Source organism: Sphingobium sp. DN12 (assembly GCF_051058005.1).
Classification (GTDB): domain Bacteria; phylum Pseudomonadota; class Alphaproteobacteria; order Sphingomonadales; family Sphingomonadaceae; genus Sphingobium; species Sphingobium yanoikuyae.
In genome coordinates this window covers 262,371-288,430 of the sequence record NZ_CP173717.1, presented here as the reverse complement: position 1 = coordinate 288,430, position 26,060 = coordinate 262,371, and the positions used below count along the sequence as shown (strand labels likewise).

Below are 26,060 nucleotides of genomic sequence, written 5' to 3'. Positions count from 1 at the left end.
AACGGATTGGGGGGAGGCTCTGATGGATGAGGAAACGCCGCCGATAGGGCTGCCGCAGAGTCTTTCGAAGCGATCGCTGGCGATTGCCGGGCTATCGACCATCGTCGAATGGTATGACTTCACCCTCTATCTCTATCTTGCCACCTTGTTGTCGCGCATCTTCTATGGCGGGGGCGCGGCGGGCGTGGGCCATGTGCTGGCGGGCTTTGCGATCGCCTATCTGATGCGGCCATTAGGAGCGATATTCTTTGGCCATATCGGCGATCGCCATGGCCGGCGGCCGACCATGTTGCTGTCGATGGCGCTGATGAGCGCGGCAATGCTGGCGACCGCGCTGTTGCCGACGCAAGCGCAGGCCGGGGCGATGGCGGGCTGGCTGCTGCTGGCGCTGCGCTGTGTCATGGCCTTCTCGGTCGGGGGCGAATATACCGGCGTCGTTGCCTATCTGCTGGAAGGCGCGCCGCCCGGCCGGCGGGGGCTCATCACATCCCTGGCGTCAGCGGCGAGCGAGGTCGGCGGGCTGCTGGCAGTGGCGCTGTCGGCTCTGACCGTGGCGCTGCTAGACGAGGCGGCGCTGGCCGACTGGGGCTGGCGCATGCCCTTCCTGGTCGGCGCAGGGCTGGCGGCGCTCATCCTGCTGGCGCGGTCGCGGATCGAGGAATCGCCTGACTTCCTGGCGCAGCAGGCGCGGGGCAGCATCCCGGCCCAGCCGCTGCGCCTCAGCCTGCGCGCCTATCGACCGGCGATCGGCCGCGGCTTTGCCATTTCGGCGCTGGGGTCGATCACCTATTATGTCGGCATCGTCTATGTGCCGAGCTTCCTGATCGGGACCGGCCGCATGGGCGAGGCCGATGCGCTGACGCTCTCGACGCTGGCGGCGCTGGTGGTGATCCTGGTGACGCCGCTGGTCGGCGCCTTGTCCGACCGGATCGGGCGGCGGCCGGTGCTGGTCGCGCTGGCGCTCGCCGGTGTGGCGCTGCCGGCCTTGCTCTTTGCCCTGATGGCCCAGGGAAGCGCACTGGGCGGCGCGCTGCTGGGCGCGACCCTGCTGGCGGCACTGGGCGGAGCAGTGAGCGCGGTCGGCGCCGTGACCACGGCCGAGCAATTTCCCGGCGAGGGGCGGCTGAGTGGCCTCGCCTTTGGCGCCACCAGTGCGACGGCCCTGTTCGGCGGCCTCACCCCCTATCTGTCGCATCAACTGACGCAGGCCAGCGGATGGGCGTCCGCACCCGGATGGCTGATCGCGATCGTCGCGCTCGGCGTATTGCCGGTGCTCTGGCGCCTGCCCGAAAGCGCGCCAAAGCGACAACAGCCCTGCTGAGCCCCCTTCCCGCATGGCTCTCTCTCCGCTAGCGCATGCGCCACAAAAGAAAGGGGAGCATCCTTAATGCGTTTGACGATTTCGCTGGCCGCGCTCGCGCTGGCCATCATGCCCATGGCCGTCCAGGCCCAGGACGGGGACAAGAAGAAGGACGAGGCACCGGCCGCCGAAGCTGGCGTGCCCGCCCCCAATGTCTCGGTCACCCATCATAAGGGCGTGTTCGGCGGCAAGGCGATCAGCTACACCGCGACCACCGGCGAAACCTATCTGAAGGACAAGGATGGCAAGCCGCTCGCGGCGATCTATGCCACCGCCTATGTCAAGGATGGCGGCGACAAGACCCGGCCGATCACCTTCCTCTATAATGGCGGCCCCGGCTCGGGCTCGCTCTGGCTGCACATGGGCGCCTTCGGCCCCAAGCGCGTCGTGCTCCCCGATGCGCAGGATGACGGCGCGCCGCCCTATCCGCTGGTCGACAATGCGGAATCGCTGCTCGACGTCACCGATCTTGTCTTCATCGATCCGGTCGGCACCGGCTTTTCCCACGCCATCGGCAAGAAGGATCCCAAGGATTATTGGGGGGTATCGACCGACGCCAAGTCGATCGCCGACTATATTCGCCTGTGGCTCAATGAGAATGGCCGCTGGTCCTCGCCCAAATATATCGGCGGCGAAAGCTATGGCACCACCCGTTCGGTCGCCCTCATCAACGAGCTGGAGGGCAGCTATAATGACGTCGCGGTCAACGGCATCATCCTGATCTCGTCGATCCTCGACTTCGGCGCCTCGGCCGAGGTGCAGGGCAATGAAATGCCCTATATCCTCAACCTCCCGTCGATGGCGACGACCGCCTGGTATCACAAGAAGATGGGCAATCCGCCCGCCACCGTGGCCGAAGCCGCGCAGCAGGCCCGCGCCTTCGCGATCGGCCCCTATGCCGCCGCGCTGCTGAAGGGCAATCAGTTGTCGGACCAGGAACGCGCCAGCGTCCGTGCCGAACTTGCCCGCCTCACCGGCCTGTCGGAGCAATTTGTCGACCATGCCGAACTGCGCATCTCGCCCGGCCGTTTCTACAAGGAATTGCTGCGCGATCGCGGCGTCTCCATCGGCCGCCTCGACACCCGCTATACCGGCAAGGATTATGATGCGGCCGGCGAAGAGCCGGACAATGACCCCAGCTTCTACGCGATCGACGGCGCCTATACCGCGGCGATGAACAGCTATGCCCGCGACGAGCTGAAGTACAAGACCGACCGCAGCTATGTGACGATCGGCGGGGTCAGCGGCTGGGACTGGAAGCTGCAGGGCCAGCGCGGCCGCGACAGCGAAGTTTACGCCAGCGTCGCCCCCTATCTCAGCAAGGCTTTGCGAGAGAATAGCGGGCTCAAGGTGTTCGTCGGCCAGGGCTGGTATGATTTCGCCACGCCCTTCTTCGGCGCGGAATATGCGATGAGCCGCACCGGCTTCGATCCCGCGCGGATCCAGTATCATTATTATGATGCCGGCCACATGATGTATGTCCGCCCCGACGACCTGCGCAAGCTGAGCGCGGATATCCGGGCGTTCATCTCGCAGCGATGATGATGCCGCCCGCCCGGAAATCAACCGGGCGGGCGCTGTCTTCGCCTTCGAGGCCATCCAGCACGCTTCCTGCCCGCCTATAGGCATTTCACACGAATATATCCGCTGCCGCCCGTCCGATAATATGCCTTCCAGAACAGGGGTCGCTTTGTCTTTTCACGGGGGCAAGGGGCGTTGGCGCAACAATCGGACCATGCAGGCCCAAGCGGGCGATCGTTACGCGCTTCGATGCTGGCGGTGCTCCTCGCAGCCGTCGCACCGTCGCAAGTCCGCGCCCAGGAAAGCGCCGACCTCTCCCCGCTTGCACATGGTGCAGGCAAAACGGCTTCGCCTGCCGCCCTGACCGTGAACGAGGCCATCTCCTTCGATCTCGCCAGCCTCACGCCGGAAAAGCAGCGGGAAACCGAACTGCCGGACGGTGTCGGTCCATCCATTACCGTCGATACAGATAGCCCGGCTGCAATCGATCCCGACCGTTACCGGTCGCTCGGCAGCCGGATGGCGGCGGCCAAATGGGAAACATTGGGGCTCTTCGCCTATATCACCGCCACCCAGGCCTATTGGACCGACGACACGACATCCTTTCATTTCAAGGATGAAGGATGGTTCGGCAAGAACACCAACAATCTTGGCATCGACAAGCTGACACACGCCTTCAATGCCTATCTCTTCGCCGAATTTCTCGGCGCGCGCATCGCCCGCAAGACTGATGACCGGGCTGCCGCCGCCTTGCCGGCCGCTCTGCTGTCGACCGCGCTGCAATTCTACGGCGAATTATGGGACGGCCATAAGACCGACAGCGGCTTCTCCTACCAGGACATTGTCTTCAACACGGCCGGCGCCGCCTTTTCCGTGCTGCGGCACACCGTGCCGGGGCTGGAGGAGAAGCTGGATTTCCGGCTGATGATGGTGCCCAATTCCAACGTCTACAGCTTCAAGGGGAAGCGCCATTATGAACAGCAGCATTTCCTGCTGTCGCTTGAACTGGCCGGGTTCAGGAAATTGGAGGCCACCCCTTTGCGGCTCGTCGAATTGCAGGTCGGCTATCGCGGCAAGGATTTCACCCTTGCCGACCGCGCCGCCGGCATCCCCCCTAAACGCGACATCTTCTTCGGCGTCGCGCTCAACATCAAGCAACTCTTCTTCCGCAACAGCCGTTCGCGCGTCAGCCGCATGATCGGCAGCGGCCTCAACTATTTCCAGCTCCCCTATACGGGCATCTATGATTATTACTGAGCCTTGCCGCGCGCGCCGGCCAGCACCGTAACAATCCCCCTTTAACGCCCGTAAAATCCCCTTATGCTCCTGCCCAGCAAGGGAGATTCAATCATATGCGCCACGCGCTCACGGCCTTTCTGGCCGCTGTCAGCTTTTCGTCCATCGCCGTCGCCCAAACCCCGACTGCACCGCCGCCGGCTCAGCCGGCCATGGTCCAGCCCACCCCCACGCCGCAGAGCGAACTGCCCGGCCTGATCGCCAAGGACATGGAGGGGCTGATGACCCTCTATCGCGATCTGCACGCCAATCCCGAACTCTCGCTGCAGGAGGTGAACACCGCCGCCAAGCTGGCTAAGCGCCTGAAAGCGATGAAGTTCGACGTGACCGAGAAGGTCGGCGGCACCGGCGTCGTCGCGGTGATGAAGAATGGCTCGGGCCCGGTGCTGATGATCCGCGCCGACATGGACGGCCTGCCAGTGGTCGAGCAGACCGGCCTCGACTTCGCGTCCAAGGTTCGCACCAAAACGCCCGAGGGGGTCGAGACCGGCGTCATGCATGCCTGCGGCCATGACACCCATATGACCGCCTTCATCGAGACCGCCAAGCTGCTGTCGAGCCAGAAGGACAAGTGGAAGGGCACGCTGGTGATGATCCTCCAGCCGGCCGAGGAAGTGGGCAAGGGCGCCCGCGACATGTTGGAGGACGGGCTCTACACCCGCTTCCCGCGCCCGACCCATGCCATCGCCTTCCACGATGCCGCCAATCTTCAGGCCGGCGTCGTCGGCTATACGCCGGGCTATGCCCTCGCCAATGTCGACAGCGTCGATATCGTGGTGAAGGGGCTGGGCGGCCATGGCGCCTATCCGCAGACGACCCGCGACCCGATCGTGCTGGGTTCGCGCATCGTCACTTCGCTGCAGACCCTGGTCAGCCGCGAACAGGATCCGCAGGATCCCGCCGTCGTCACCGTCGGTAGCTTCCAGGCCGGCGCCAAGCACAACATCATCCCCGACCAGGCGCTGCTGCTGCTGACCGTGCGCAGCTATTCGGACGAGACCCGCGCCAAGCTGATCAAGGGGATCGAGCGGATCGCCCGTGGCGAGGCGATTGCGGCGGGCGTGCCAGACGACAAGATGCCGGTGGTCAGCGTCAAGGATGAGTTCACCCCGTCCACCTACAATCCGCCCGAATTTGCCGAACAGATGGGCGCGCTGCTCAAGGGGCATTTTGCCGAGGGGCGCGTGGTCAAGACCCCGGCGGTGATGGGCGGCGAGGATTTCGGCCGCTTCTACCGCGCCGACAAGTCGATCAACAGCTTCATCTTCTGGGTCGGCGGCGTGCCGGCGGACAAGATGGCGGCGGCCGAGGCTGGCCAAATCACCCTGCCCTCGCTGCACAGCCCGTTCTGGGCGCCGGAGGCCGACAAGGTCATCGCCACCGCCAGCGAGGCGATGACCGTCCTCGCCATGGATATCCTGAAGAAGGATTGAGAGACTGTTGGAGAAAGCCGGTACCAGCCCGCTCCCCCGCTCAACCACTCGATCCAGTGTCATCCTGTCGGGTGGTTGGGCGGGGGAGCGGGCTGGTACTGCGCTGAAAAATCGCTCTTTCGCGATTTTTCAAACAAACTCTAAGCTTATACGCTGACCGCGCAGCGGCGCCGATGGACCTCCATCAGCGCCAGCGCGGTCAGCGCCACGCCCAGCCCCAGGATCATGTCGACCAGATAATGGGTGCCCTCGACCGGGGTCGATAGCAGCATCGCCGCGTTGAGCGCGACGATCGGCCAGCGCAGCGCCGCGATCCGCCAGCCCGCCGCAATATACAGAACCGCCGCCGCGGTATGGAAGCTGGGCGCCGACACGATGCCGCGCAACTGCCCCAGATCGATGGCATGGACCGCATGCGTCCGCAGCGCCGGGATCAGCCCCTGCTGCCACAGTTCGCTTTCGGGCATGTAGCGGATCGGTTCGTGCCACAGATAGGAGAATGGCCCCACCGCCGGCATCAAGCTGAACAGGATCAGGGTGATGACCGCCGCCAGCCAGAAGGTGGCGATGAAGCGCCAGGCCCGTTCCTGCTCGCCCGCCCGCGCCATGCACCATAGCAGCAGCGCCGGCGTCACATAGATGCTGCGATAGGCGGCCGTTTCCAGAAATTGGAGGCCCCGGTGCGATGCCGTCAGCCGATACCAATAGAGCCAGTCAAACCCCAGCGCCGCGTCGATCCGCTGCAAGGTCGCATCGGCATAGCCATGGGTCAGCGCCGCGACGGGATAGCTGGCTGCCGCGCCCATGACCGAGATCAGCGTGAACAGGCCGACATAGGTGGCAAATGGCGCCACCGTCCCGGCATGGCGCCAGCCGCGGCGCGGCAGGCCGAAGCGCAACGCCAGCAACAGCGCCGCCGCCGCGCCATAGGCGATGCTGCTCGGCCGCCAGAGGTCGATGCGCAGGTCCGCCATGTCCAACAGCAGGGCGAGCAGCAGCATGCTCACACCCAGCGCCGCCAGAAAATGCCGCCGGATCGCCAATGGTCGCGTGACAATCGGCACCGGACGCGCCGTCTGCGCGGCAACAGGCTCAGCCAGGGGCCAGGAGGTTTCGATCGACGGCATCACGCATATGTCCGGGAAGAAAGGCGGAAAGGCCGCCCTTCCGCCTCCCGTGCTTAAGCTGCGATGAACCGTTGCATGGCGCCCCGGTCAGGGCTGCAACAGCCAGCCCGCGCCACCGCCCAGCGCGATGATCGCCGGCATGCTCCACCGCCCCTTGATCCGCCAGGCGCAGATCGCGCCGACCAGCAGGATCAGGCCGGCGGCCCAGAGCCGGTCCGCCCGCATCGCCGCCGCCCAACCCAGCTGCACCAGCGTCGCCGCGATCACCCCGACCACGGCCGCTGCGACCCCGGCCAGCAGGTGGTGGAGCGCCGGATTTTCGACCAGCGCCTCCAGCCGCTCATAGAAGATCAGGGAAAAGGCGAAGGCGGGCAGGAACATGCCCGCCGTGATCGCCAGCGCGCCGCCCAGCCCCCCGGCCATATAGCCGGCAAAGGTCGCGAAGATCACCAGCGGCGCCGGCAATATCCCGGCGAGCGCCACCCCGTCGAGGAACAGCCCGTCCGACAGCCAGCCGCGCCCGACCGTATCGCCGCGCACATAGGGAATGGCGGTATAGGCGCCACCAAAGGTGAGCAGCCCGCCCTTCAGCCCGGCAATGAACAGCAGCAGCATGTCGGGCCGCGCGGCACCAGACACAATCGGGATCGGCGCGACCGCCACTGTCCCCTTGTGCAGCAACAACGCCAGCATGACCGCCCCGACCAGCACTGCGCCGATGACCATCGGCCGCGCGCGAACGCCATAGACCAGCCCCGCCGCCAGCAACGGAATCCAGAAAGGGGTGCCGAGCAAAGTCGCGGCAAAGGCGCCGATCGCCAGCGCCCAGAGCAGCCGATCCTCCAGCACATGGCCGCCGATCCGCTGCACCGCGCGCGCGATGATCGCCAGCACCACCAGCTGGATACCGAACAGCACCGGCAGCGCCCAGCCCGCGCCGGCAATCCAGTCGCGATAGAGCCAGGCAGCGACCAGCATCAGCAGCAGACCGGGCAGCATGAAGCCCAGCCCCGCCAGCAGCCCGCCGATCCGGCCCCGCGCCATCATCCCCATATGGACGCATAGCTCATGGGCTTCAGGCCCCGGCAATATCTGCATCACTGCCAGCAAGCGGTTGAAGCGCGGCCCGGACAGCCAGCGTTCCTCCTCCACCAAGGTCTGACGCAGCATCGCGATCTGCGCGACCGGCCCGCCAAAGGCCAGGCAGCCAAAGCGCAGGAATTTGAGAAACAGCGGGAACAGGCGGATCGGCGGCGGACCATCATCCAGTGTCGTCATCGTCATCGGCTCCTGCCGCAGGCGCGGCGCATGGAGCGGAACTTGGACGATCATCGCCTGAACGGGCGCCCGCACGGCCCGTTGGCGCTCATCATAGCATCGCGCGCCGCGAAGAAAAGAGGCGGCGCAACAGGATGGAGCGGCCTTTCAGCCGCCCCTCCCGAACGGACGATCAGGCGCCGAAACCGCCGTCGATCGTGTGCATGGCACCGGTGATGATGCCGGCTTCCGGTCCTGCCAGATAGGCGGCCAGCCCGGCAATTTCCTCGCCCGTGGCATGGCGCTTGATCGCCATGAAGCCGTGCATGGTAGCGCTCATCGGGCCATCGGCCGGGTTCATGTCGGTATTGGTCGGGCCGGGCTGGATGATGTTGACGGTGATGCCGCGCGCACCAAAGTCGCGGGCCAGGCCACGCGCCATGCCCTGCAGCGCCGACTTGGTCAGCGCATAGGCCGCGCCGCCCTCGAACGGCATGCGATCGCCATTGACCGAACCGATGACGATGATGCGGCCGCCATCATTCATCTGCCGCGCCGCCTCGACCGCCGCATGATAGGGCGCGCGGACATTGATATCGATCATCCGGTCGACCGCATCGGCGTCCAGCGTCAGCGGATCGCCCAGCACCAGCGTGCCGGCATTGACGACCAGCACGTCGAGCGCGCCCTCGCCCGCCACCACGTCGATCACCGCCTGGCGATCGGCCGCGTCGGAGCGGATGGCACGGGCGCCGACATCGGCAGCAAGCGCGGTAGCAGCGTCCTGCGACCCGGCATAGGTGAAGGCGACATCGGCGCCGTCACCGGCGAAGCGCCGCACGATCGCGGCACCGATACCCCGGCTGCCGCCGAGGACGAGGACTTTCTTGGCAGTGAAATCGGTCATGGGACAATTCCTTGCTAAATTTGTAATGATCGCTATATAAATCACCGATCGCGCCCGTCAAGGATTTTTGTAATGACCATTAAAGAAAAAGCCAAGAGCCGGGGCCGCCCCCGTTCCTTCGACGAGGATGCGGCCCTTTCTGCGGCGCAGGCGCTGTTTCATCACCATGGCTATGACGGTGTCGGCGTCGCCGCGCTGGCACAGGCGATGGGGATCAATCCGCCCAGCCTCTATGCCGCTTTCGGTGACAAGGCGTCCCTGTTCGACCGGGTGCTGGCGCGCTACGCCCGCAATGCCCTGCCGGTGGACGATATCCTTGTGCCCGGTGCGCCGCCGGCGGCCGCGCTTACCGAACTGCTACGCACCGCCGCGCGCATCTATGCCGCCGATCCGGCCGCGCCCGGCTGCATGGTGCTGGAGGCCGCGCGCGGCGCCGACGCCACCGCCGCCGCACAGGCGCGATGCTGGAAGGACAAAAGCGTCGATCGGGTCCGGGACTATCTGGCGTCCGGCCATCCCGAGCAGGCACTGCCGGTCGCCGATTATATGGTGGCGGTCATGTCCGGCCTGTCGTCCGATGCCCGTGACGGCAAGCCGATCGAGCGGCTGCTCGCCATCGCCGACATGGCCGGCCTCGCGCTGGAAGCCACGTTATCCACCGCCTGACCTATTGCGGCCGATGCCCCTTGCGCCATTTGGTCAGCAGATGGCGCGCCAGCATCAGCGGCGGCATCCGCAACCAGTGCGACCGCACGAAGAAGGCGAAGACCAGCGCTTTGCGCGTCTCCTGCCCCCAGCCGTTGCGCGCCAGCAACCGCGCCCGTACCAGCCGGTCCCACAGGGTCAGCCGCGCGCCCGCGCCATAGATCGCCGCCGCCAACCGCTGCGCCTGCCGCACATGGGGAAGTATCCCGTGCCGCGCTGCCCGTGCCTCCAGCGCCACCGGATCGGCATCCGCCAGCAGGCCATGAATATCCCACAGGTTGCGCAGACCGCCCTGCAAATCGCCGTCCGCCAGCAGATGGGCGACCGCATGACAGACCCGGTCCTCCGCGCATAGCATGTATAATCCATCGGTTATCAACACCGCATCCGCCATCATCGCGGCCGCGTCCGGCGTGGGCCGCGCGGTCAGCGGCAGCACGGTATGATGCACGTCGATCATCCGGTCGCGCTCGGTGTGGATCATCGGCGGCAGCTCATGCATCCACTGCCGATAATAGGCGTCGTCATACGGGTCTTCCTTGACCCATTCCCAGCCGGCCGCGATCAGCGCATCGGCCGCCGCATCGATCCGGTCGCGCGGCACCAATATGTCGAGGTCACCGATGAAGCGCCCCCGCCCCGCCGGCAGGCCCGCCGCCGCATAGGCCGTCCCCTTGAGCAGGATCACCGGCAGGCCGATCGGCGCCAGCGCCGCCCGCGCCCGGTCCGCCTCCCATATCGCCTGCCGCGCCTCGCGCGCCGCATCGGCCTTCGCGTCCGCTAAAATCGGCCGCACCGCATCGGGCACGGCCCACCCGTCCAGCCGGAAGGCGAGCGTGCCGATCAGCCGCTCCGCCCGCGCCATCGCGATCAGGCTGTTCCAGCCGGCTGCATCCAACCCCGCCGTCGTCGCCGGATCGCGCAAGGCCCCGACCAGCAGCGCCGCGCTCATGCGATCTCGCTCCACAGCCGGTCGACCATGGCGATCGCCGCATCCCCCGAGGGGAAGTCGATCGCCCGCGCGGGCACCTGCGCCACGAAGCGCGTCAGCGCGGCAAAGCCCGGCTCGCCCAGCGCGACATAATTGGTCGACGCCTGGGTCAGGCGCATGAACACCTCCCCCTGCCCCACCGGCCTCTCCGCCGGTCCGGAGCCGAAGCGGGGGAACAGCAGCAGCGCCGGCATCCCGCCCTCACCCATCCGCGCCACCGCGTCGGCGCGCGGCACCATATGGCGGATATCGCCCTTGGCCGTCGCGCCCAGCAGCGGCCCCATGCGCGCCGTCGGCACCTCGCCCGCGATCACATCGATCGCCTTGTTCTTGAGCGACACCAGCCGGGGAAAGGGCAATATCGCCCCGCTGTCGAGATCCAGCAGCGCAAACTCGTCCCCCATCAGCCGCCAGCCGCGCTCGCCCAGTTGCGCCGCCAGCGTCGACTTGCCCGATCCGGACTCGCCGGTCATCACCAGCACCCGCCCGTCCTTCTCGACGCTCGACGCGTGGAGCAGCAGATGCCGGCGCCAGCCCAGCGCCATCTGCAGGTTCATGCCCATTTCCGCTGCCAGCAGCCCATGGGCCAGGCTCATCGGCGCCGCGTCGGCCAGGGCATGATCGCCGGTGATGAAGATGGACGGCCGCACCCAGCGCCGGACAGCGCTGGTCGGCTGCAACCGCACGGTGAAATCGGCGATCGCGCCGCCGACGTCGGGATAATCGGCATAGAGCCGCTTCAACTGGTCGATCGGCTGCGCCCAGGCGGAACCGATGCGGAAGGTCGCCGGGCCGATGCGCAGGGTCAGGCTGTGCCTCATGCCGGGCGCACCAGTCCGATCCGGTCGAGATAGGCAAGATGCTGGCCGATCTCGCCCACCACATCGCCCTCGCCCAGATCATAAAGCTGTGCCAGCCGATCGCGCAGCATCGTCGCGCTCGCCGGCAGGCCGTCGGCCATCGCCTCCAATATCTCGGGCACCGGGCTGATCACCATATGGGTCTGGCCCGACGGGCGATGATAGAGCAGGACGATATCATCCAGCGGCCGGACGATGATCGCCTCCGCCCCTTCTCGACGATAAACTTCTTCCCTGACCACGCGTCCGGCACCTCCATGGTTCCCCTCTTGCCCTAAAGCCAAAAGGGTAGCCAAGTGCCTAACGCATCAGGGAAAGGCCTGCAGCGCAACGCCGACCGGAAGCTCGCGCGCGCCGACCGTCATCAGCGCGCGCATATAGGTGTCGAGCGCCCGGTCCAGCCCATGTTCGCGCACTGCCTGCGCCAACTGCTCGGGCGGCGCGGGATGGGCCAGCGCCCATTCGATCGCACGGGCAAAGCCATCGACATGGCCGACCGGCACCGGCGGATGCTGGCCGGCGGCGGCCAGCAGCGGATGGATATTGCGGGTGCAATCGGTCGCCACCACGCCCGCGCCGCAGCCCAGCGCCTCGATCATCGTGCCCGCCAGCCCTTCCCAGCAGGACGGCTGCAACAGCAGGTCCGCTTCGGCAAACAGGCTGGCCATGCGGTGCGGACAATCGACGAAGCCCAGAAACTCGACCCGGTCCGACAGGCCCAGCCGCGCGCATTGCGCCTCCAGCTGGGCGCGCAGCGGTCCCTGCCCGACGATGCGCAGCCGCCAGTCGCGATTCCGCAATTGCGCCAGCGCGGCAAGCGCGGTCGCCTGGTCCTTCTGCGGCGCCAGCCGCCCGACCATCAGCAGTTGCGCCGGGCGCTGCGGGCAACAGGCGGTGCCGCGATCGTTGCACGCCTGTTCCATCAGCCGGGTGACGGTGGGACGCGGCATCAGCCGCACGTCGCGACCGCCAAGCGGCCCCTCCTCGGCCAGCAATTGCCGATCGGTCTCACCCATGACGATGGTCATGCTGCAGGCCCTGGCAATCGCACGAAACCGGGTCTTGCGCGCCCAGGCGGACAGGCCCTGCTGTCCCGGCCGGACGATCGGGTTGGAAATGCGGCCGACCGCACGGGTCTGCGTGCCCAGCGTCGCGGCGGCAACCAGCATGTTGCTCTGGTTGCCGGCCGAATAGACGACATCGGGCCGATGGCGACGCACCATCGCCGCCAGCGGCAGGAATTGCGCGATCATCGACAGCCGCCGGCCCCAGCGCGGCGCACAGACACGGCGAACCGTCAGGGCCGGGTCGATCATCCCGGCCAGCGGCCCGTCCAGATGCGCCAGCCACAGTTCGACCCGCAGCCCGCGCCGGTGGAGATGATTGGCAAGCTGGATCGCGACCCGGTCGAGCCCCCCGTCACCGGGGCGATAGAGATAGACGACCGCGAATGGAGAATGTGCCGCCACCTGGCGTGCATGGAACATGGTGTCGCCCTTGCGCTCGACGGAACTGTCGATGCTTCGACGCCGTCAACGCGGGCGACCCGTAATCGGTTCTTTCAGTTCAACCCGGCTTTGGGGCTTAACGCGGCATTTGCAGCGATGCGAAACAGGTGAAGCCGCTCTGTCCCGACTGCAACCGACGGATATAATTCAGATAAGCCTGATTCTGCTCATAGCTGGTGCCGGGCAGCGGCCGGCCGCGCAGCGCCTGCTTGACCTGCTCGCCGGTATAGGTGCGCCCGCTCGCCGGATAGGCGCCCGGCGTTCCCGCCGGCACCATCTGGCCATTGGGGGCGATATAATTGCCCGACCGCGACGGATCGGGCACCGGAATGGTGCAGTTGAGAACAGACGCCGCCGTATTGGCCAGCGCCGGGCGGATCGACACGATCGCCGATGCCGCGACCGCGCCGCCCATCAGCAACTGGCGCCGCGAAGGGACTGCCAGATCGGGCGCTACGGCTTCGTTCGTCGCCTTTTCAGGCTCCACGCTTTCCGGTCCGGGGATGGGCTCGCTCATGTCACAATGTTCCGCTATCGCGCTTGCCAAAGCGTAAATATTGGGCGCTATTGATCACAGCCATCGCAGCAAATGCGCGAAGAATCCAGCGCGGTAACCATGAATCGACTGACTATTTCTCAGATTACGGCCTCGCTGGCCGTGCTTTTGCTGGGCACGGGCGGCGCCCTGATTCTCGGTGGATCGCCGCTCGCCATCGCCCTGCCGGTGCTCGCCGGCCTGATCGTGCTGGTCATCACGGCCGAAGGCGTGCCGGTCGGCCGCGACGTGCCGACGATCGCGCTCGATGCGCCCGACCTGTTCGCCCACCCCGAATTTCCCGGCCTGCTGGAAGCCATTTCCGATCCGCTGATGCTGGTCGAGCGGGGCCGGATCGTCCATGCCAACCAGGCCGCCAAACGCCTGCTCGGCAGCCATATAGAGGGGGAGGATGCGCGCATCGCCATCCGCCACCCCGCCGCCGCCGAACGGCTGGCCAGCGTTGCACCGCTCGCCGAACCGGTGATGATCGAACTGGTGGGCCTGGGCACCCGCGAACAGCGCTGGCAGATGCGCATCGCGTCGGTGGGCGCAGTCGGCGACATGCGCCGGCTCGTCCATCTGGTCGACCATAGCGGCACCTATGCGGCCGAGCGGATGCGCGTCGATTTCGTCGCCAATGCCAGCCATGAACTGCGCACCCCGCTGGCCGGCATATTGGGCTTCATCGAGACGCTGGCCGACCCGGAACTGGGCAAGGATGTCGAAACCCGCAAGCGCTTCCTCAAGATCATGGACGGCGAAGCGCGCCGGATGCAGCGGCTGATCGACGATCTCATCTCATTGAGCCGGATCGAGGCGGAGAAATATCGCCTGCCCGAAGCCGCCGTCGACCTGTCGGAACTGACCGCCGAAGTGGTCGGCGTGTTCCGCACCAGCAATGGCGATCGCGGCCGTGAGGTGGAGATGGAGATCACCCCCGGCCTGCCCGCGATCCAGGGCGATCGCGCCCAATTGTCGCAGCTTATCCACAATCTGGTCGGCAATTCGGTCAAATATGGCCGCCCCGGCACGCCGATCCATGTCACCCTGGGCGAAGGGCCCAGCGGCATGGTGCGCCTGTCGGTCGCGGACGAAGGCGAAGGCATCGGCCCCGATCACCTCCCCCGCCTGACCGAGCGATTCTATCGCGTCGATTCGGGCCGCAGCCGGGCGATGGGCGGCACGGGCCTGGGCCTGGCCATCGTCAAACATATTGTCGAACGGCATCGTGGCCGGCTGGATATTTCCAGCGTCCTTGGAAAAGGCACCAATGTCAGCATCTTGCTGCCCGGCGCCCCGACCGACGACGCCGCGATCAAGGCCAAGGCGTAAGAAAATTTCACTCCGAAGACGCGATCCGGCCCCTATGTCATGAAAATGCAATCTGACTGTCACAAAGGCGCGATGGTCCGCGGCTAGGCGCCTCCCTGAGGGGCGCGACATTGCGAATCGCGGCCTGTTAGTTGGAGGTTTCCGTGAAGCAATTCGCCCTTTTCGCCGCGACCGCTGTGGCCGCTCTTTCGCTTGCCGGCTGCGGCGACCAGTCGGGCGGCGGCGCTGGCGCGACCCGTGACCAGATCCGCGCGGTCGGTTCCTCCACCGTCTATCCCTTCGCCACTGCGGTCGCCGAACTGTTCGTGCAGGGCAATCCCGGCATGAAGTCGCCGATCATCGAATCGACCGGCACTGGCGGCGGCATGAAATTGTTCTGCGCCGGCGTCGGCGCCCAGCATCCCGACATTGCCGATGCCTCGCGCCGCATGAAGAAGGCCGAGTTCGAGCAGTGCCAGAGCAATGGCGTGAAGGACATCATCGAGATCCAGGTCGGCGTCGACGGCCTCGCCTTCGCCGAGAGCAAGCAGGGCCCCGGCCTCAAGCTCACCCCCAAGATCGTCTATGAGGCGCTGGCCGCCAATCCCTATGGCAAGGGTCCGAACAAGGCCCAGACCTGGAAGGATGTCGACCCCAGCCTGCCCGCGATCGCCATCTCCGTCTTCGGCCCGCCCTCGACCAGCGGCACCCGCGACTCGCTCGCCGAACTGATCCTGACCAAGGGTTGCGAGACCGACCCGGCGATGGAAGAACTCAAGAAGAAGAGCGAGGACGAGTTCAAGGCCACCTGCACCCGCATCCGCGAGGACGGCAAATATGTGGACTCGGGCGAGAATGACAATCTGATCGTCCAGAAGCTGGGTGCCAACCCCAACGCCGTCGGCGTCTTTGGCTACAGCTTCCTGGAAGAGAATAAGGACACGCTGAAGGACGTGCCGATCAACGGCATCGAAGCCAGCTACGAAACCGTCTCGACCGGTCAATATCCCGGCGCCCGCCCGCTCTACATCTATGTGAAGAAGGCGCATATGCAGGCGATCCGTGGCCTGCAGGGCTTCCTCGACACCTTCGCCGCCAACTGGAACCCCGACGGCGCGCTCACCAAGCGCGGCATGGTCGCGGCGCCGGAAGACGTGCGCAAGAAGAGCGCCGAAGTCGTCAAGTCGCTCAGCGTCCTCGACGGTTCGCAGCTGAAGTAAGGGCATCATGACCGGTCCTGCAATCCTCCTGCTGCTGGCGGGCCTGGGCGCGATCGCCTGGGTCAGCGCCCGCGCCCGTGCGCTGCGCCTTGCCGGCGTGGCGCGCGCCAGCGGCCGCCGCGACGCGGTACACAGCCTGCCCGGCTATCATGGCTGGTATGTCGCGCTGTGGACGCTGATCCCGGCCGGCATCTTCCTGGCGGTCTGGGCGAATGTCTCGCCCGGCCTCGTCACCCAGTCGGTCCTGTCCGACCCGGCGGCGCAGAGCCTGCCGATGGACGGCTTCTCCCGCTCCGCCATCCTGGGCGAGGCACGGGCGATCGCCACCGGCGCGCAGGCGGGTGCCTTCAACCCGGCCGCCAATGCGCTGGTCGAACCCTATCGCACCGCGCTCAGCCATTATGGCATTGCCGGTGCGGTGCTGGCGCTGGTGCTCGCCTTTGCCGGCGGCGCCTATGCCTTCACCCGCGTCCGTCCGGACTTCCGTGCCCGCACGCGGGTCGAGCGACTGGTCATGGCAACGCTGCTGATCGCCTCGCTGATCGCGATCATCACCACGCTCGGCATCGTTGCCTCGCTCCTGTGGGAAAGCTTCCGCTTCTTCTCGATGGTGAACCCGATCGACTTCCTGTTCGGCACCAAATGGAGCCCGCAGTCGGCCGCCATGGGTTATGGCAATGAGGATGCGTTCGGCGCGGTGCCGCTCTTCTGGGGCACGATCTTCATCGGCGCGATCATCGCCATGATCGTCGCCATCCCGCTCGGCCTGATGAGCGCCATCTATCTCACCCAATATGCCAGCCCCACGGTGCGCAAGTGGATGAAGCCGACGCTGGAGATGCTCGCGGGCGTGCCCACGGTCGTCTATGGCTATTTCGCCGCGCTCACCATTGCGCCGGCTCTGCGCGACTTTGCGGTGATGATCGGCATCCATGGCGCTTCTTCGGAAAGCGCGCTGGCCGCCGGCCTCGTCATGGGCGTGATGATCATCCCGTTCGTCTCCTCCATGGCCGATGACAGCATCGCCGCCGTGCCGCAGTCGATGCGCGACGGCAGCCTGGCGATGGGTGCCACCACCAGCGAGACGATCAGCCGCGTGCTGATCCCGGCCGCCCTGCCCGGCGTCGTCGGCGGCGTGCTGCTCGCCGTCAGCCGCGCCATCGGCGAGACGATGATCGTGGTGATGGCCGCCGGTCTGGCTGCCAACCTCACCCTCAACCCCTTTGCCAGCGTGACCACGGTGACGACCCAGATCGTCCAGTTGCTGACCGGCGACCAGGAGTTTGACAGCGCCAAGACGCTTGCCGCCTTCGCGCTCGGCCTGGTGCTGTTCATCGTCACCCTGCTGCTCAACATCGTGGCCCTGCGGGTCGTGAAGAAATATCGCGAGGCTTACGAATAATGAGCGCCGAACGCCTCCCCACCGACTGGAAGTCGGACGCCATGCGCAAGCGGATCGCCCGGCGCTATGCCGCCGAACGCCGCTTCAAGGCCGCCGGCATGGCCGCCGTGCTGCTCAGCGCCGCCTTCCTCGCCTTCCTGCTCTTCACCATGGTCGGCAACGGCATGCGCGGCTTCACCCGCACGGAAATCGCCCTCAAGGTCGATTTCCCGGCCTCGCCGCTGCTGCTCGATCCGGCCAACATCACCGATGAAGCGCTGGCCAACGCCAATCTGCCGATGGTGACCAGCACCGTCGCGCAAAAGGCATTGGGCAAGGATGCCGACGCGATGATCTCGCCGAGCGCCTGGATTGCCATCCGCGACGCGATCAAGGCCGATCCCAAGATCCTCGCCCGCACCGAGACGATCGACGTGCCGGCCGCAACCGCGATCGACCTCGCCGCCAAGAGCAAGGGATCGCCCGAGGCCGAGGCCCAGGTCGCGCGCCTGCGTCAGGCCGGCCTGCTCGCCACCGGCATCAACTGGGGCTTCCTGACCGCCAGCGACGGCACTGATCCGACCCAGGTCGGCATCTGGGGCGCGTTCAAGGGGTCGCTGCTGACCATGTTGGTGACGCTGGTGCTCAGCTTCCCGATCGGCGTCGCCACGGCGCTCTATCTGGAGGAATATGCCCGCAAGAGCTGGTGGACCGACATCATCGAGGTGTCGATCAACAATCTGGCGGCCGTGCCCTCGATCATCTTCGGCCTGCTCGGCCTGTCGATCTTCCTCAACCTGCTGCACCTGCCCCGCTCGGCCGCGCTGGTCGGCGGCATGACCCTGGCGCTGATGACCATGCCGGTCATCGTCATCGCCGGCCGCAACGCGATCAAGTCGGTGCCGCCCAGCATCCGCGACGCCGCGCTCGGCATCGGCGCCTCGCCGGTCCAGGTCGTGTTCCAGCATGTGCTGCCGCTGGCCCTGCCCGGCATCCTCACCGGCACGATCATCGGCATGGCCCGCGCGCTCGGCGAAACCGCGCCGCTGCTGATGATCGGCATGCGCGCCTTCATCGCCACGCCGCCCGGCGGCGTGACCGATCCGGCCACTGTGCTGCCGGTGCAGATCTTCCTCTGGTCGGACGAAGTCTCCAAGGGCTTCGTCGAAAAGACCTCGGCCGCGATCATCGTCCTGCTGGCCTTCCTGCTCGCGATGAACGGCCTCGCCATCTACCTGCGCAACAAGTTTGAAAAACGGTGGTAATCACACCCATGACCGAAGAACAGCAAAGCCTGGCCGTGGCCAATCCGAAGATGACGGCGCGTGACGTCAAGGTCTTCTATGGCGAGAAACAGGCGATCAAGGGCGTGTCGATCGATGTCGACATGGACCATGTCACCGCCTTCATCGGCCCGTCGGGCTGCGGCAAGTCGACCTTCCTGCGGACCCTCAACCGCATGAACGACACCGTCGCCTCGGCGCGGGTCGAAGGCACGATCACGCTCGATGGCGAGGATATCTACGCCCCCTCGATGGACGTGGTGCAGCTGCGCGCGCGGGTCGGCATGGTGTTCCAGAAGCCCAATCCCTTCCCCAAGTCGATCTATGAAAATATCGCCTATGGCCCCCGCATCCACGGCCTGGCCGCGGGCAAGGCGGACATGGACGTGATCGTCGAAAAGTCGCTGCGTCGCGCCGGTCTGTGGGACGAGGTCAAGGATCGCCTCAATGACAGCGGCACCGCTTTGTCGGGTGGTCAGCAGCAGCGTCTGTGCATCGGCCGCGCCATCGCGGTCGAACCCGAAGTCATCCTGATGGACGAACCCTGCTCGGCGCTCGACCCGATCGCCACCGCCAAGATCGAGGAACTGATCCACGAACTGCGCGGCCGCTATGGCATCGTCATCGTCACCCATAACATGCAGCAGGCCGCGCGCGTGTCGCAGCGCACCGCCTTCTTCCACCTGGGCGAACTGGTCGAATATGGCGTGACAAGCGACATCTTCACCAATCCGCGCCAGGAGCGGACCAAGGACTATATCACCGGGCGCTACGGCTGATCCCGCGCGGAGAGAGACAAGACATGGCTGAACATACGATCAAGGCATTTGACGAGGAAATCGACCGGCTGCGCGGCCTGATCGCCGAAATGGGCGGTCGCGCCGAAGCGGCGATCGAGAATGCGATGCTGGCGCTCCAGCGCCAGGATCAGCGTCTCGCCGCCGAAGTCGTCGCCGACGACAAGCGCATCGACGCGCTGGAAGCGGAAGTCGAAAAGCTGGTGGTGCAGATCATCGCCCTGCGCGCGCCGATGGCCAACGATCTGCGCGACGTGATCGCCGCCTTGAAGATCGTCAGCGTGGTCGAGCGGATCGGCGACTATGCCAAGAATATCGCCAAGCGCGTGCCGCTGATCGCCGCCAACCAGCACAAGCTGGAACCGGTGTCGCTGCTGCCCTCGATGGGCCAGGTCGCGGCCGAGATGGTGCATGACGTGCTCAACGCCTTCGCCGCGCGCGACGCCGAACTGGCGCTGGCGGTGGTGGAGCGCGACCAGGTGGTCGACGATTTCTACGACAGCGTATTCCGCACGCTGGTGACCTATATGGTCGAAAATCCCAAGACGATCAGCGAGTGCGCGCACCTGCTGTTCATCGCCAAGAATATCGAACGCATCGGCGACCATGCGACCAATGTCGCGGAGATGGTCTATTATGCCGCAACGGGCCAGACCCTGCCCGAACGCGAACGCGGCGGCACCCAGCAGCAGGAGAATTGAGGCATGGCGCGGGCGAAGATGCTGTTGGTGGAGGATGACGCGGCGCTCGCCGAACTGCTCATCTGGCATTTCAAGCGTGAGGATTTCGAGGTCGCCCATACCGTTGATGGCGAGGAAGCGCTGCTGATGGCGCAGGAAAACACGCCCGACATCGTGCTGCTCGACTGGATGGTCGAAAGCCTGTCGGGGATCGAGGTCTGCCGTCGCCTGCGCCGCATGAACGGCACTGCCAATGTGCCGATCATCATGCTGACCGCGCGCGGTGAAGAAGAGGATCGCGTCCGCGGCCTGGAAACCGGCGCCGACGATTATGTCACCAAGCCCTTCTCGCCCCGCGAGCTGGTCGCCCGCGTCGGCGCGGTGCTGCGCCGCGTGCGTCCGGCGCTGGCCGGCGAGACGCTGACCTTCGCCGATGTCGAGATGGACACGGTCGGCCACAAGGTCCGCCGCGGCGGCCAGGTCATCCCGCTCGGCCCCACCGAATTCCGTCTCCTGAAGCATTTCCTGGAGCATCCCGGCTGGGTCTTCTCGCGCGAACGTCTGCTCGACAGCGTCTGGGGCCAGGACAGCGACATCGAACTGCGCACCGTCGACGTCCATATCCGCCGCCTGCGCAAGGCGATCAATGTCGATGGCCGCCACGACATCATCCGCACCGTCCGCTCGGCCGGCTATGCGCTGGACACCGACGGCCTGAACTGATCGTCGCCCCCCGCACATGCGGGCAAGAAAAAACCTCCCCGGCGACCTGCGCCGGGGAGGTTTTTCTATTTCGGCAACAAGCGGCGATCAGGCCGCGCGGCGGGCCTTGTTCAGCTTCTTGAGCAGCATGTCGCGCTTCAGGCGCGACAGATGGTCGATGAACAGCACGCCTTCGAGATGGTCCATCTCATGCTGCAGACAGGTGGCGAGCAGCCCTTCCAGCTGTTCTTCGTGGATGCGGCCGTCGCGGTCCATCCAGCTGGCGCGGATCACCGCCGGGCGCTCCACCTCGGCAAACTGGTCGGGCACCGACAGACAGCCTTCATTATAGACCGACTGCTCGTCCGATTCCTTCAGGATTTCCGGATTGATGAACACCATCGGCTTCTTGACCGGCGGCGCGCCTTCCTCATCCGATTCCGGTTCCTGCAGATCCATCACCAGGATGCGCTTGGGCACGCCCACCTGGATCGCGGCCAGACCGATGCCCGGCGCGTCATACATGGTTTCGAACATGTCGTCGATCAGACGCTGCAGATCGTCGTCGATCGCCTCTACGGGGGTCGAGATGGTACGCAGGCGCGGATCGGGCGCCTCAAGGATCGGAAGAATGGCCATGGCCAAAACATAAGCGGAACGGAGGAAAATTTCAAGCGAGACGGGCGCTGGCCCACGCACCGCTTGCCGCCCCGCCCGGCGGGGTCTAGGCGAAGGGGCGTGACTGACGAAACCGCACAGCAGCGCCGCTACAAATCCTTCGAGGATACCCACCAGATGCTGATCGAGCTGGCGGTCGGGCTGATCGCCGATCGCGGCATCGATGCGCTGTCCCTGTCCGCCCTCGCCCGCGCCGCCGGGGTCAACCGCACCACCATCTATTATCATTTCACCGATCGTGACGCCCTGGTCGCGGCGGTGAAGCTCTGGTCCTCGCAGCAGATCGTCGCCGCCTTCCGCCCGGAACTGCCGCGCCAGGCGCGGATCGACTATGTCACCCGCTTCGTGCTCGACAATCCCGCCATCATGTCGCTGTGGATCGAGGATTTCATCGCGCCCGGCGACATCCGCGCCAGCTATCCGCATTGGGACGCCCTGGTATCGGGCATCGGCACCAGCCTTGCCGCCGCCTTCCCCGACGAGCCGATCGACGCCGAAATCTATTGCGTGATGCTGCTCACCAGCGCGCTGATCGGCCCGCGGGTCTTTCGCCATCGCGTCGCCCCCGATCTCGACACCGAAGCCACCATCGCCCGCTTCCGCCAGGAACAGCAGCGGGTGTTGCGCCGGGATGGCATCGCAGACGACTGACAAGATTTACAACAATAGTGTTGCAAATTCAGATTGACCCGCTCATGCTGGCGAAAAGACAGACAGCGGAGAGCGATGATGCACGGCGAACGGCCCGGCTTTCAGGGCATGAGCGACGACAGTCTGGCCTGGCTCGGCACCGCGCCGATCCCCGCCGCCCCCTATCATGATCCGGCCTGGTTCGCCCTGGAACGGGAAGCGGTGTTCCGCCGCGCCTGGTTGCAGATCGGCCATGTCTGCGAACTGCCCGACAGCGGCAGCTTCATCCGCCGCGAGATCGAGGCGCTCAATGTGTCGCTGCTGATCGTGCGCGGCCGCGATGGCGCGATTCGTGCCTTCCACAATGTCTGCACCCATCGCGGCACCCAGCTGGTCGAGGAGGAAAGCGGCAGGCGCGGCACCTTCTCCTGCCCCTATCATCGCTGGTCGTTCGGCACCGATGGCGCGCTGCTCGCCGCCCCCGATTTCGATCGCTTCTTCGTCGACAAGGCCGACTGCGCCCTGCCCCGCGTCGCGCTCGACATCTGCGGCGGGCTGATCTTCGTCCATCTCGGCACGCCAGACAAAGGCCTGCGCGACGATCTTGGCCCCTATGCAACGATGCTCGACGGCTTCCCGGCGGCACAGGCCACCACCTTTTCCGAATATGTCTATGAGATCGACGCCAACTGGAAGCTGACCTACGACAATTTCCAGGAAAACTACCATCTCCGCTTCATCCATCCCCGCTCGGGCGCACCCGCCGTGGGCGAGGACAACCCGTTCGGCTATCCGGCGAAGATGGGCTTTCACGGCCCCCACCGCACCCAGACGATCTGGACCAATCCCGCCCCCGCGCCCAAACCGGTGCAGGCGCAATCCTTCGGCCGCGCCGCCCGCTTCGCGATGGCCGACGGCACCGCCGGCTCGCACAGCCGCGACTATCTCGCGCTCTTTCCCAATTTCTTCATCCTCGGATCGCCGGCCCAGCCCTTCTCCCACACCGTCTGGCCGATCGACGCCCGCCGCTCGCGCGGCGTGATCCGCCTCTACTGGAACGGCGAGGATGACTGCGCCAGCCGCCGCTATGCCCGCGAATATGCGATGGCCAGCGCGCGCGACATCCATGCCGAGGATCGCGACGTGATCGAGGCGGGCCAGCGCGGCCTCAACAGCGGCGCGCTCAAACATATCCATTTCCAGGCGCAGGAGGCGCTGTGCCGCCACCTCTTCAACGCCGTCGACGAACGGGTGCAGGCCTATCGAGCAGAACGGACCAGCGCTACGCCCCGGCCCGTCTCGCGGGCGGAGGCAATGGCATGACCACGCTCCTCCCCGCCGGCTTCGAGGCACTCGCCCCCTTTGCCGATCGCTGGGCGATCGACGGCTCGATTGCCCGCGCCGCCCGGCGCGGCGACGCCGATCCGGCCGACCGCGCCGCCTTCTTCGCGGCGGCCGCCCCCCTGCTCGACGCTGCCCTCACCCATCTCGACCGCTACCCGCTCGACGCCCTGCCGCCGGCCGAACAGCGGCTGATGGACATGATGCTGACCCTCGCCCATGTCTCGCTGACCGAAGAGATATTGGGCGACCAGGAACCCGCCCACGCCCGCCAGCGCCACCATATGCGCATTACCCGGACCCTGGCAGGCGCCTGAGAGACGCAGGCCCGCCCCGTCATTCCGAGCGCAGCAAAGCAATGACGAGGATCGGGTTTTGACCGCTGACGACGAGAAGCGGACGTTTCCTGCTCCCCTCCCTTCCAGGGAGGGGCCGGGGGTGGGTGCGCCGCGTAGCGGCGGTCTACGGTCGATAGGGCAGAAGCTCGCTGCGCTCGCAACCCACCCCAACCCCTCCCTGGAAGGGAGGGGCCATGTCTTGTTCCCACCCAAATTCGCCGCCCTTCCCGTCCATCATCCGGCCTGTCCTACACGCCGCTTGTCTGATCTACTGCCCGAATGGATCATCACCCCTCCGACCTTCTCCCCCTGTCACGGCCCGCTGCGCACGGGCCATCGACGCGTGGTGATCGCGCCATAGGGGCGTTCCTGGTGCGCGGCAGAAGCGCGACTGTCGCGTCACAGGGGCGATGCGGGCGCGTCGCAGGCGCGTTCCCGGCGCATTTCACCCAGAAAGCCCGATAACGGTGTGAACTTCGGGACACGCGTGCCCCCGCCTTTGGGCCGTCCCTCAGCCCAGCGGCCGCCGCGCGCGCAGCGCCTGGGCCAGCGTACCCTCGTCCAGATAGTCAAGTTCGCCGCCCACCGGCACGCCATGGGCCAGCTGGGTCAGGCGGATCGGGAAGCGCTCCAGCCGCTCGGCCAGATAATGGGCGGTGGTCTGCCCCTCCAGCGTGGCGTTCATCGCCAGCACCACCTCGTCGATGCCACCCGCTTCGACCCGCGCGACCAGCGCGTCGATACTCAGATCCTCCGGCCGCACCCCCTCCAGCGCAGAGAGGCGCCCGCCCAGCACATGGAAGCGGCCGGGGAAGAGGCGCGACTTGTCCAGCGCCCACAGGTCCGCGACATCCTCCACCACGCACAGCGCCCGCGCATCGCGGCGCGGATCGGCGCAGATGCCGCAGGGATCGACCGTGTCGACATTGCCGCAGGTCTGGCAGGTGACCAGCCGTTCGTTGACCGCCGCGAGCGCGCGCAGCAGCGGCTCCAGCGCGCCCTCGCGCTTCTTGAGCAGATGCAGCACCGCGCGGCGTGCCGAACGGGGGCCAAGGCCGGGCAGTCGCGACAGCGCCTGGGTCAGCGTCTCGATTTCTGGGGATGCCATGGAACCGAGATAAGGGCTTGCAAGTCGTCCCGACAAGAGGTTTGAGAGCGATCTTGGAAATAGGCCCCAGGCAGATTTCAAATGCGGTGCCAGCCCGCTCCCCCACCCGGCCACCCAACGGCAGTATCTTGAAGGGTGGCCGGGTGGGGGAGCGGGCTGGTGCGGGAAGCGGAAAAACTATGCATATCATTTACATGGGCACCCCCGATTTCGCCGTTCCAGCGCTCGATGCACTGGTGAAGGCCGGGCATGACATCGTCGCCGTCTACAGCCAGCCGCCCCGTCCGGCCGGCCGTGGCAAGGCGCTGCGCCCCTCCCCGGTGCAGGCCCGCGCCGAGCAACTGGGGATCGAGGTGCGCACGCCGGTTTCGCTGAAGGACGAGGCGGTGCAGGCGGAATTCGCCGCGCTCGACGCCGATGTCGCGGTGGTCGCCGCCTATGGGCTGATCCTGCCGCGCGCGATCCTGGCGATGCCGCGCCATGGCTGCCTCAACATCCATGGCTCGCTGCTGCCGCGCTGGCGCGGCGCCGCGCCGGTGCAGCGCGCGATCCTGTCGGGCGACAATGTCACCGGCGTCACCATCATGGACATGGAGGCGGGGCTCGACACCGGGCCGATGCGCGCCAAGCATGTCACCCCGGTCGAGGACAAGACGGCCGGCGAATTGACGCAGGAACTGGCGCAGGCCGGTGCCGAGCTGATGGTCGATGTGCTGGACGATCTTGCCGGCCATCCGCCGGTGGTCCAGCCCGAAGAGGGCGTCACCTATGCCGCCAAGATCGACAAGGCGGAGGCACGGATCGATTTCAGCCGCGACGCGCATCAGGTCGAACGCCAGGTCCGCGCCTTCAATCCCTTTCCCGGCGCCTTCTTCGAATATGGCGGCGAACGCTTCCGCATCCTCGCCGCCACGGTCGAGGATCATGCCGGGCCGGCGGGCGAACTGCTCGACCACAGCCTGCTGATCGGCTGCGGCCATGGCGCGATCCGTCCGACGCTGATCCAGCGCGCGGGCAAGGCAGCGATGTCGGCGGGCGAATTGCTGCGCGGCTTCGACATGCCCACCGGCAGCCGGGTCGACGCCTGA

General features: G+C 66.3%; 26 protein-coding genes. 16 read left to right on the top strand and 10 right to left on the bottom strand.

The features are described from left to right. The first annotated feature begins 22 nt into the window (after window positions 1-22). The 4 genes from ACI6S0_RS01410 (at window position 23) to ACI6S0_RS01395 (ending at window position 5,610) form a co-directional block, all read left to right on the top strand. Window positions 23-1,321: an MFS transporter gene (locus ACI6S0_RS01410; protein WP_434404680.1), complete on the top strand. Its 1,299-nt coding sequence runs from the start codon at window positions 23-25 to the stop codon at window positions 1,319-1,321. Between the two features lie 66 nt (window positions 1,322-1,387). Beyond that, window positions 1,388-2,902: a S10 family peptidase gene (locus tag ACI6S0_RS01405; RefSeq protein ID WP_434404679.1), complete on the top strand. Its 1,515-nt coding sequence runs from the start codon at window positions 1,388-1,390 to the stop codon at window positions 2,900-2,902. A gap of 228 nt (window positions 2,903-3,130) precedes the next feature. Beyond that, entirely contained in the window at window positions 3,131-4,138 is a 1,008-nt protein-coding gene (locus tag ACI6S0_RS01400; protein WP_434404678.1) for a DUF2279 domain-containing protein, read from the top strand. A 95-nt stretch (window positions 4,139-4,233) separates the two neighbouring features. Next, window positions 4,234-5,610: an amidohydrolase gene (locus ACI6S0_RS01395; protein WP_434404677.1), complete on the top strand. Its 1,377-nt coding sequence runs from the start codon at window positions 4,234-4,236 to the stop codon at window positions 5,608-5,610. Window positions 5,611-5,756: 146 nt separating this feature from the next. Here ACI6S0_RS01395 and ACI6S0_RS01390 read toward each other — a convergent pair whose 3' ends face one another. The 3 genes from ACI6S0_RS01390 to bdcA form a co-directional block, all read right to left on the bottom strand. Next, window positions 5,757-6,737: a phosphatase PAP2 family protein gene (locus tag ACI6S0_RS01390; protein ID WP_434404676.1), complete on the bottom strand. Its 981-nt coding sequence runs from the start codon at window positions 6,735-6,737 to the stop codon at window positions 5,757-5,759. Between the two features lie 87 nt (window positions 6,738-6,824). Further along, complete coding sequence (gene chrA, locus ACI6S0_RS01385) at window positions 6,825-8,015, bottom strand: chromate efflux transporter (protein ID WP_434404674.1); 1,191 nt, start codon at window positions 8,013-8,015, stop codon at window positions 6,825-6,827. Window positions 8,016-8,187: 172 nt separating this feature from the next. After that, window positions 8,188-8,901, bottom strand: a complete 714-nt coding sequence (gene bdcA / locus ACI6S0_RS01380; RefSeq protein WP_037510644.1) for an SDR family oxidoreductase — start codon at window positions 8,899-8,901, stop codon at window positions 8,188-8,190. A 72-nt stretch (window positions 8,902-8,973) separates the two neighbouring features. Here bdcA and ACI6S0_RS01375 point away from each other — a divergent pair, with 72 nt between their 5' ends. Next, entirely contained in the window at window positions 8,974-9,567 is a 594-nt protein-coding gene (locus ACI6S0_RS01375) for a TetR/AcrR family transcriptional regulator (protein ID WP_434404673.1), read from the top strand. Window position 9,568: 1 nt separating this feature from the next. Here the strand turns inward: ACI6S0_RS01375 and ACI6S0_RS01370 are convergent, their stop codons facing one another. The 5 genes from ACI6S0_RS01370 to ACI6S0_RS01350 all read right to left on the bottom strand — a co-directional run bounded on the left by ACI6S0_RS01370 (window position 9,569) and on the right by ACI6S0_RS01350 (window position 13,482). Further along, window positions 9,569-10,558 carry a nucleotidyltransferase domain-containing protein gene (locus tag ACI6S0_RS01370; protein WP_367347881.1) on the bottom strand — a complete coding sequence of 330 codons (990 nt, stop codon included), beginning with the start codon at window positions 10,556-10,558 and terminating at the stop codon, window positions 9,569-9,571. Then, window positions 10,555-11,418, bottom strand: coding sequence for an HprK-related kinase A (locus ACI6S0_RS01365; RefSeq protein ID WP_434404672.1), 864 nt, complete (start codon window positions 11,416-11,418; stop codon window positions 10,555-10,557). The genes ACI6S0_RS01370 and ACI6S0_RS01365 overlap by 4 nt, the downstream gene beginning before the upstream one ends. Then, entirely contained in the window at window positions 11,415-11,699 is a 285-nt protein-coding gene (locus tag ACI6S0_RS01360) for an HPr-rel-A system PqqD family peptide chaperone (RefSeq protein WP_434404671.1), read from the bottom strand. Before ACI6S0_RS01360 ends, ACI6S0_RS01365 begins: the two co-directional genes overlap by 4 nt. A gap of 66 nt (window positions 11,700-11,765) precedes the next feature. Further along, window positions 11,766-12,944: a glycosyltransferase gene (locus ACI6S0_RS01355; protein ID WP_434404670.1), complete on the bottom strand. Its 1,179-nt coding sequence runs from the start codon at window positions 12,942-12,944 to the stop codon at window positions 11,766-11,768. 97 nt (window positions 12,945-13,041) lie between these two features. Beyond that, window positions 13,042-13,482 carry a hypothetical protein gene (locus tag ACI6S0_RS01350; protein ID WP_169861711.1) on the bottom strand — a complete coding sequence of 147 codons (441 nt, stop codon included), beginning with the start codon at window positions 13,480-13,482 and terminating at the stop codon, window positions 13,042-13,044. A 99-nt stretch (window positions 13,483-13,581) separates the two neighbouring features. On the opposite strand from ACI6S0_RS01350, the gene ACI6S0_RS01345 reads away from it, so the two are divergent. The 7 genes from ACI6S0_RS01345 (at window position 13,582) to phoB (ending at window position 20,898) form a co-directional block, all read left to right on the top strand. After that, complete coding sequence (locus ACI6S0_RS01345) at window positions 13,582-14,835, top strand: ATP-binding protein (protein ID WP_434404669.1); 1,254 nt, start codon at window positions 13,582-13,584, stop codon at window positions 14,833-14,835. Window positions 14,836-14,978: 143 nt separating this feature from the next. Next, on the top strand, window positions 14,979-16,034 hold the full coding sequence (locus ACI6S0_RS01340; protein WP_434404668.1) for a substrate-binding domain-containing protein: 1,056 nt from the start codon (window positions 14,979-14,981) through the stop codon (window positions 16,032-16,034). 7 nt (window positions 16,035-16,041) lie between these two features. Further along, window positions 16,042-17,436 (top strand): phosphate ABC transporter permease subunit PstC, encoded by a 1,395-nt coding sequence (gene pstC, locus ACI6S0_RS01335; protein ID WP_037510667.1) that lies wholly within the window; start codon window positions 16,042-16,044, stop codon window positions 17,434-17,436. Beyond that, window positions 17,436-18,680 carry a phosphate ABC transporter permease PstA gene (gene pstA / locus ACI6S0_RS01330; protein WP_434404667.1) on the top strand — a complete coding sequence of 415 codons (1,245 nt, stop codon included), beginning with the start codon at window positions 17,436-17,438 and terminating at the stop codon, window positions 18,678-18,680. Before pstC ends, pstA begins: the two co-directional genes overlap by 1 nt. An 8-nt stretch (window positions 18,681-18,688) precedes the next feature. Then, the gene (gene pstB, locus ACI6S0_RS01325) at window positions 18,689-19,477 is read left to right on the top strand and encodes a phosphate ABC transporter ATP-binding protein PstB (protein ID WP_004210863.1); all 789 of its coding nucleotides are present in this window, start codon (window positions 18,689-18,691) and stop codon (window positions 19,475-19,477) included. 23 nt (window positions 19,478-19,500) lie between these two features. Beyond that, entirely contained in the window at window positions 19,501-20,196 is a 696-nt protein-coding gene (phoU, locus tag ACI6S0_RS01320; RefSeq protein ID WP_004210862.1) for a phosphate signaling complex protein PhoU, read from the top strand. Between the two features lie 3 nt (window positions 20,197-20,199). After that, the gene (phoB, locus tag ACI6S0_RS01315; protein ID WP_004210860.1) at window positions 20,200-20,898 is read left to right on the top strand and encodes a phosphate regulon transcriptional regulator PhoB; all 699 of its coding nucleotides are present in this window, start codon (window positions 20,200-20,202) and stop codon (window positions 20,896-20,898) included. An 87-nt stretch (window positions 20,899-20,985) separates the two neighbouring features. Here phoB and def read toward each other — a convergent pair whose 3' ends face one another. Further along, the gene (def, locus tag ACI6S0_RS01310; protein WP_004210855.1) at window positions 20,986-21,516 is read right to left on the bottom strand and encodes a peptide deformylase; all 531 of its coding nucleotides are present in this window, start codon (window positions 21,514-21,516) and stop codon (window positions 20,986-20,988) included. Between the two features lie 99 nt (window positions 21,517-21,615). Here def and ACI6S0_RS01305 point away from each other — a divergent pair, with 99 nt between their 5' ends. The 3 genes from ACI6S0_RS01305 to ACI6S0_RS01295 all read left to right on the top strand — a co-directional run bounded on the left by ACI6S0_RS01305 (window position 21,616) and on the right by ACI6S0_RS01295 (window position 23,843). After that, a complete protein-coding gene (locus tag ACI6S0_RS01305) occupies window positions 21,616-22,206 on the top strand; it encodes a TetR/AcrR family transcriptional regulator (protein ID WP_434404666.1) in 591 nt (196 codons plus the stop codon). 108 nt (window positions 22,207-22,314) lie between these two features. Further along, on the top strand, window positions 22,315-23,508 hold the full coding sequence (locus tag ACI6S0_RS01300) for an aromatic ring-hydroxylating oxygenase subunit alpha (RefSeq protein ID WP_434404665.1): 1,194 nt from the start codon (window positions 22,315-22,317) through the stop codon (window positions 23,506-23,508). Continuing rightward, window positions 23,505-23,843, top strand: coding sequence for a hypothetical protein (locus ACI6S0_RS01295; protein ID WP_434404664.1), 339 nt, complete (start codon window positions 23,505-23,507; stop codon window positions 23,841-23,843). The genes ACI6S0_RS01300 and ACI6S0_RS01295 overlap by 4 nt, the downstream gene beginning before the upstream one ends. A 532-nt stretch (window positions 23,844-24,375) precedes the next feature. On the opposite strand, the gene recR is transcribed toward ACI6S0_RS01295, so the two are convergent. Then, window positions 24,376-24,972 (bottom strand): recombination mediator RecR, encoded by a 597-nt coding sequence (recR, locus tag ACI6S0_RS01290; RefSeq protein ID WP_017503434.1) that lies wholly within the window; start codon window positions 24,970-24,972, stop codon window positions 24,376-24,378. 179 nt (window positions 24,973-25,151) lie between these two features. Between recR and fmt the strand changes: the two genes are divergently transcribed. Beyond that, on the top strand, window positions 25,152-26,060 hold the full coding sequence (gene fmt / locus ACI6S0_RS01285; protein WP_434404663.1) for a methionyl-tRNA formyltransferase: 909 nt from the start codon (window positions 25,152-25,154) through the stop codon (window positions 26,058-26,060).

Bases quoted from the DNA above. Each gene is read 5' to 3' on its own strand.
- ACI6S0_RS01410 (WP_434404680.1), top strand. From the start codon at position 23: ATGGATGAGGAAACGCCGCCGATAGGGCTGCCGCAGAGTCTTTCGAAG.
- ACI6S0_RS01405 (WP_434404679.1), top strand. From the start codon at position 1,388: ATGCGTTTGACGATTTCGCTGGCCGCGCTCGCGCTGGCCATCATGCCC.
- ACI6S0_RS01400 (WP_434404678.1), top strand. From the start codon at position 3,131: ATGCTGGCGGTGCTCCTCGCAGCCGTCGCACCGTCGCAAGTCCGCGCC.
- ACI6S0_RS01395 (WP_434404677.1), top strand. From the start codon at position 4,234: ATGCGCCACGCGCTCACGGCCTTTCTGGCCGCTGTCAGCTTTTCGTCC.
- ACI6S0_RS01390 (WP_434404676.1), bottom strand. From the start codon at position 6,737: ATGCCGTCGATCGAAACCTCCTGGCCCCTGGCTGAGCCTGTTGCCGCG.
- chrA (WP_434404674.1), bottom strand. From the start codon at position 8,015: ATGACGACACTGGATGATGGTCCGCCGCCGATCCGCCTGTTCCCGCTG.
- bdcA (WP_037510644.1), bottom strand. From the start codon at position 8,901: ATGACCGATTTCACTGCCAAGAAAGTCCTCGTCCTCGGCGGCAGCCGG.
- ACI6S0_RS01375 (WP_434404673.1), top strand. From the start codon at position 8,974: ATGACCATTAAAGAAAAAGCCAAGAGCCGGGGCCGCCCCCGTTCCTTC.
- ACI6S0_RS01370 (WP_367347881.1), bottom strand. From the start codon at position 10,558: ATGAGCGCGGCGCTGCTGGTCGGGGCCTTGCGCGATCCGGCGACGACG.
- ACI6S0_RS01365 (WP_434404672.1), bottom strand. From the start codon at position 11,418: ATGAGGCACAGCCTGACCCTGCGCATCGGCCCGGCGACCTTCCGCATC.
- ACI6S0_RS01355 (WP_434404670.1), bottom strand. From the start codon at position 12,944: ATGTTCCATGCACGCCAGGTGGCGGCACATTCTCCATTCGCGGTCGTC.
- ACI6S0_RS01350 (WP_169861711.1), bottom strand. From the start codon at position 13,482: ATGAGCGAGCCCATCCCCGGACCGGAAAGCGTGGAGCCTGAAAAGGCG.
- ACI6S0_RS01345 (WP_434404669.1), top strand. From the start codon at position 13,582: ATGAATCGACTGACTATTTCTCAGATTACGGCCTCGCTGGCCGTGCTT.
- pstC (WP_037510667.1), top strand. From the start codon at position 16,042: ATGACCGGTCCTGCAATCCTCCTGCTGCTGGCGGGCCTGGGCGCGATC.
- pstA (WP_434404667.1), top strand. From the start codon at position 17,436: ATGAGCGCCGAACGCCTCCCCACCGACTGGAAGTCGGACGCCATGCGC.
- pstB (WP_004210863.1), top strand. From the start codon at position 18,689: ATGACCGAAGAACAGCAAAGCCTGGCCGTGGCCAATCCGAAGATGACG.
- phoU (WP_004210862.1), top strand. From the start codon at position 19,501: ATGGCTGAACATACGATCAAGGCATTTGACGAGGAAATCGACCGGCTG.
- phoB (WP_004210860.1), top strand. From the start codon at position 20,200: ATGGCGCGGGCGAAGATGCTGTTGGTGGAGGATGACGCGGCGCTCGCC.
- def (WP_004210855.1), bottom strand. From the start codon at position 21,516: ATGGCCATTCTTCCGATCCTTGAGGCGCCCGATCCGCGCCTGCGTACC.
- ACI6S0_RS01300 (WP_434404665.1), top strand. From the start codon at position 22,315: ATGAGCGACGACAGTCTGGCCTGGCTCGGCACCGCGCCGATCCCCGCC.
- ACI6S0_RS01295 (WP_434404664.1), top strand. From the start codon at position 23,505: ATGACCACGCTCCTCCCCGCCGGCTTCGAGGCACTCGCCCCCTTTGCC.
- recR (WP_017503434.1), bottom strand. From the start codon at position 24,972: ATGGCATCCCCAGAAATCGAGACGCTGACCCAGGCGCTGTCGCGACTG.
- fmt (WP_434404663.1), top strand. From the start codon at position 25,152: ATGCATATCATTTACATGGGCACCCCCGATTTCGCCGTTCCAGCGCTC.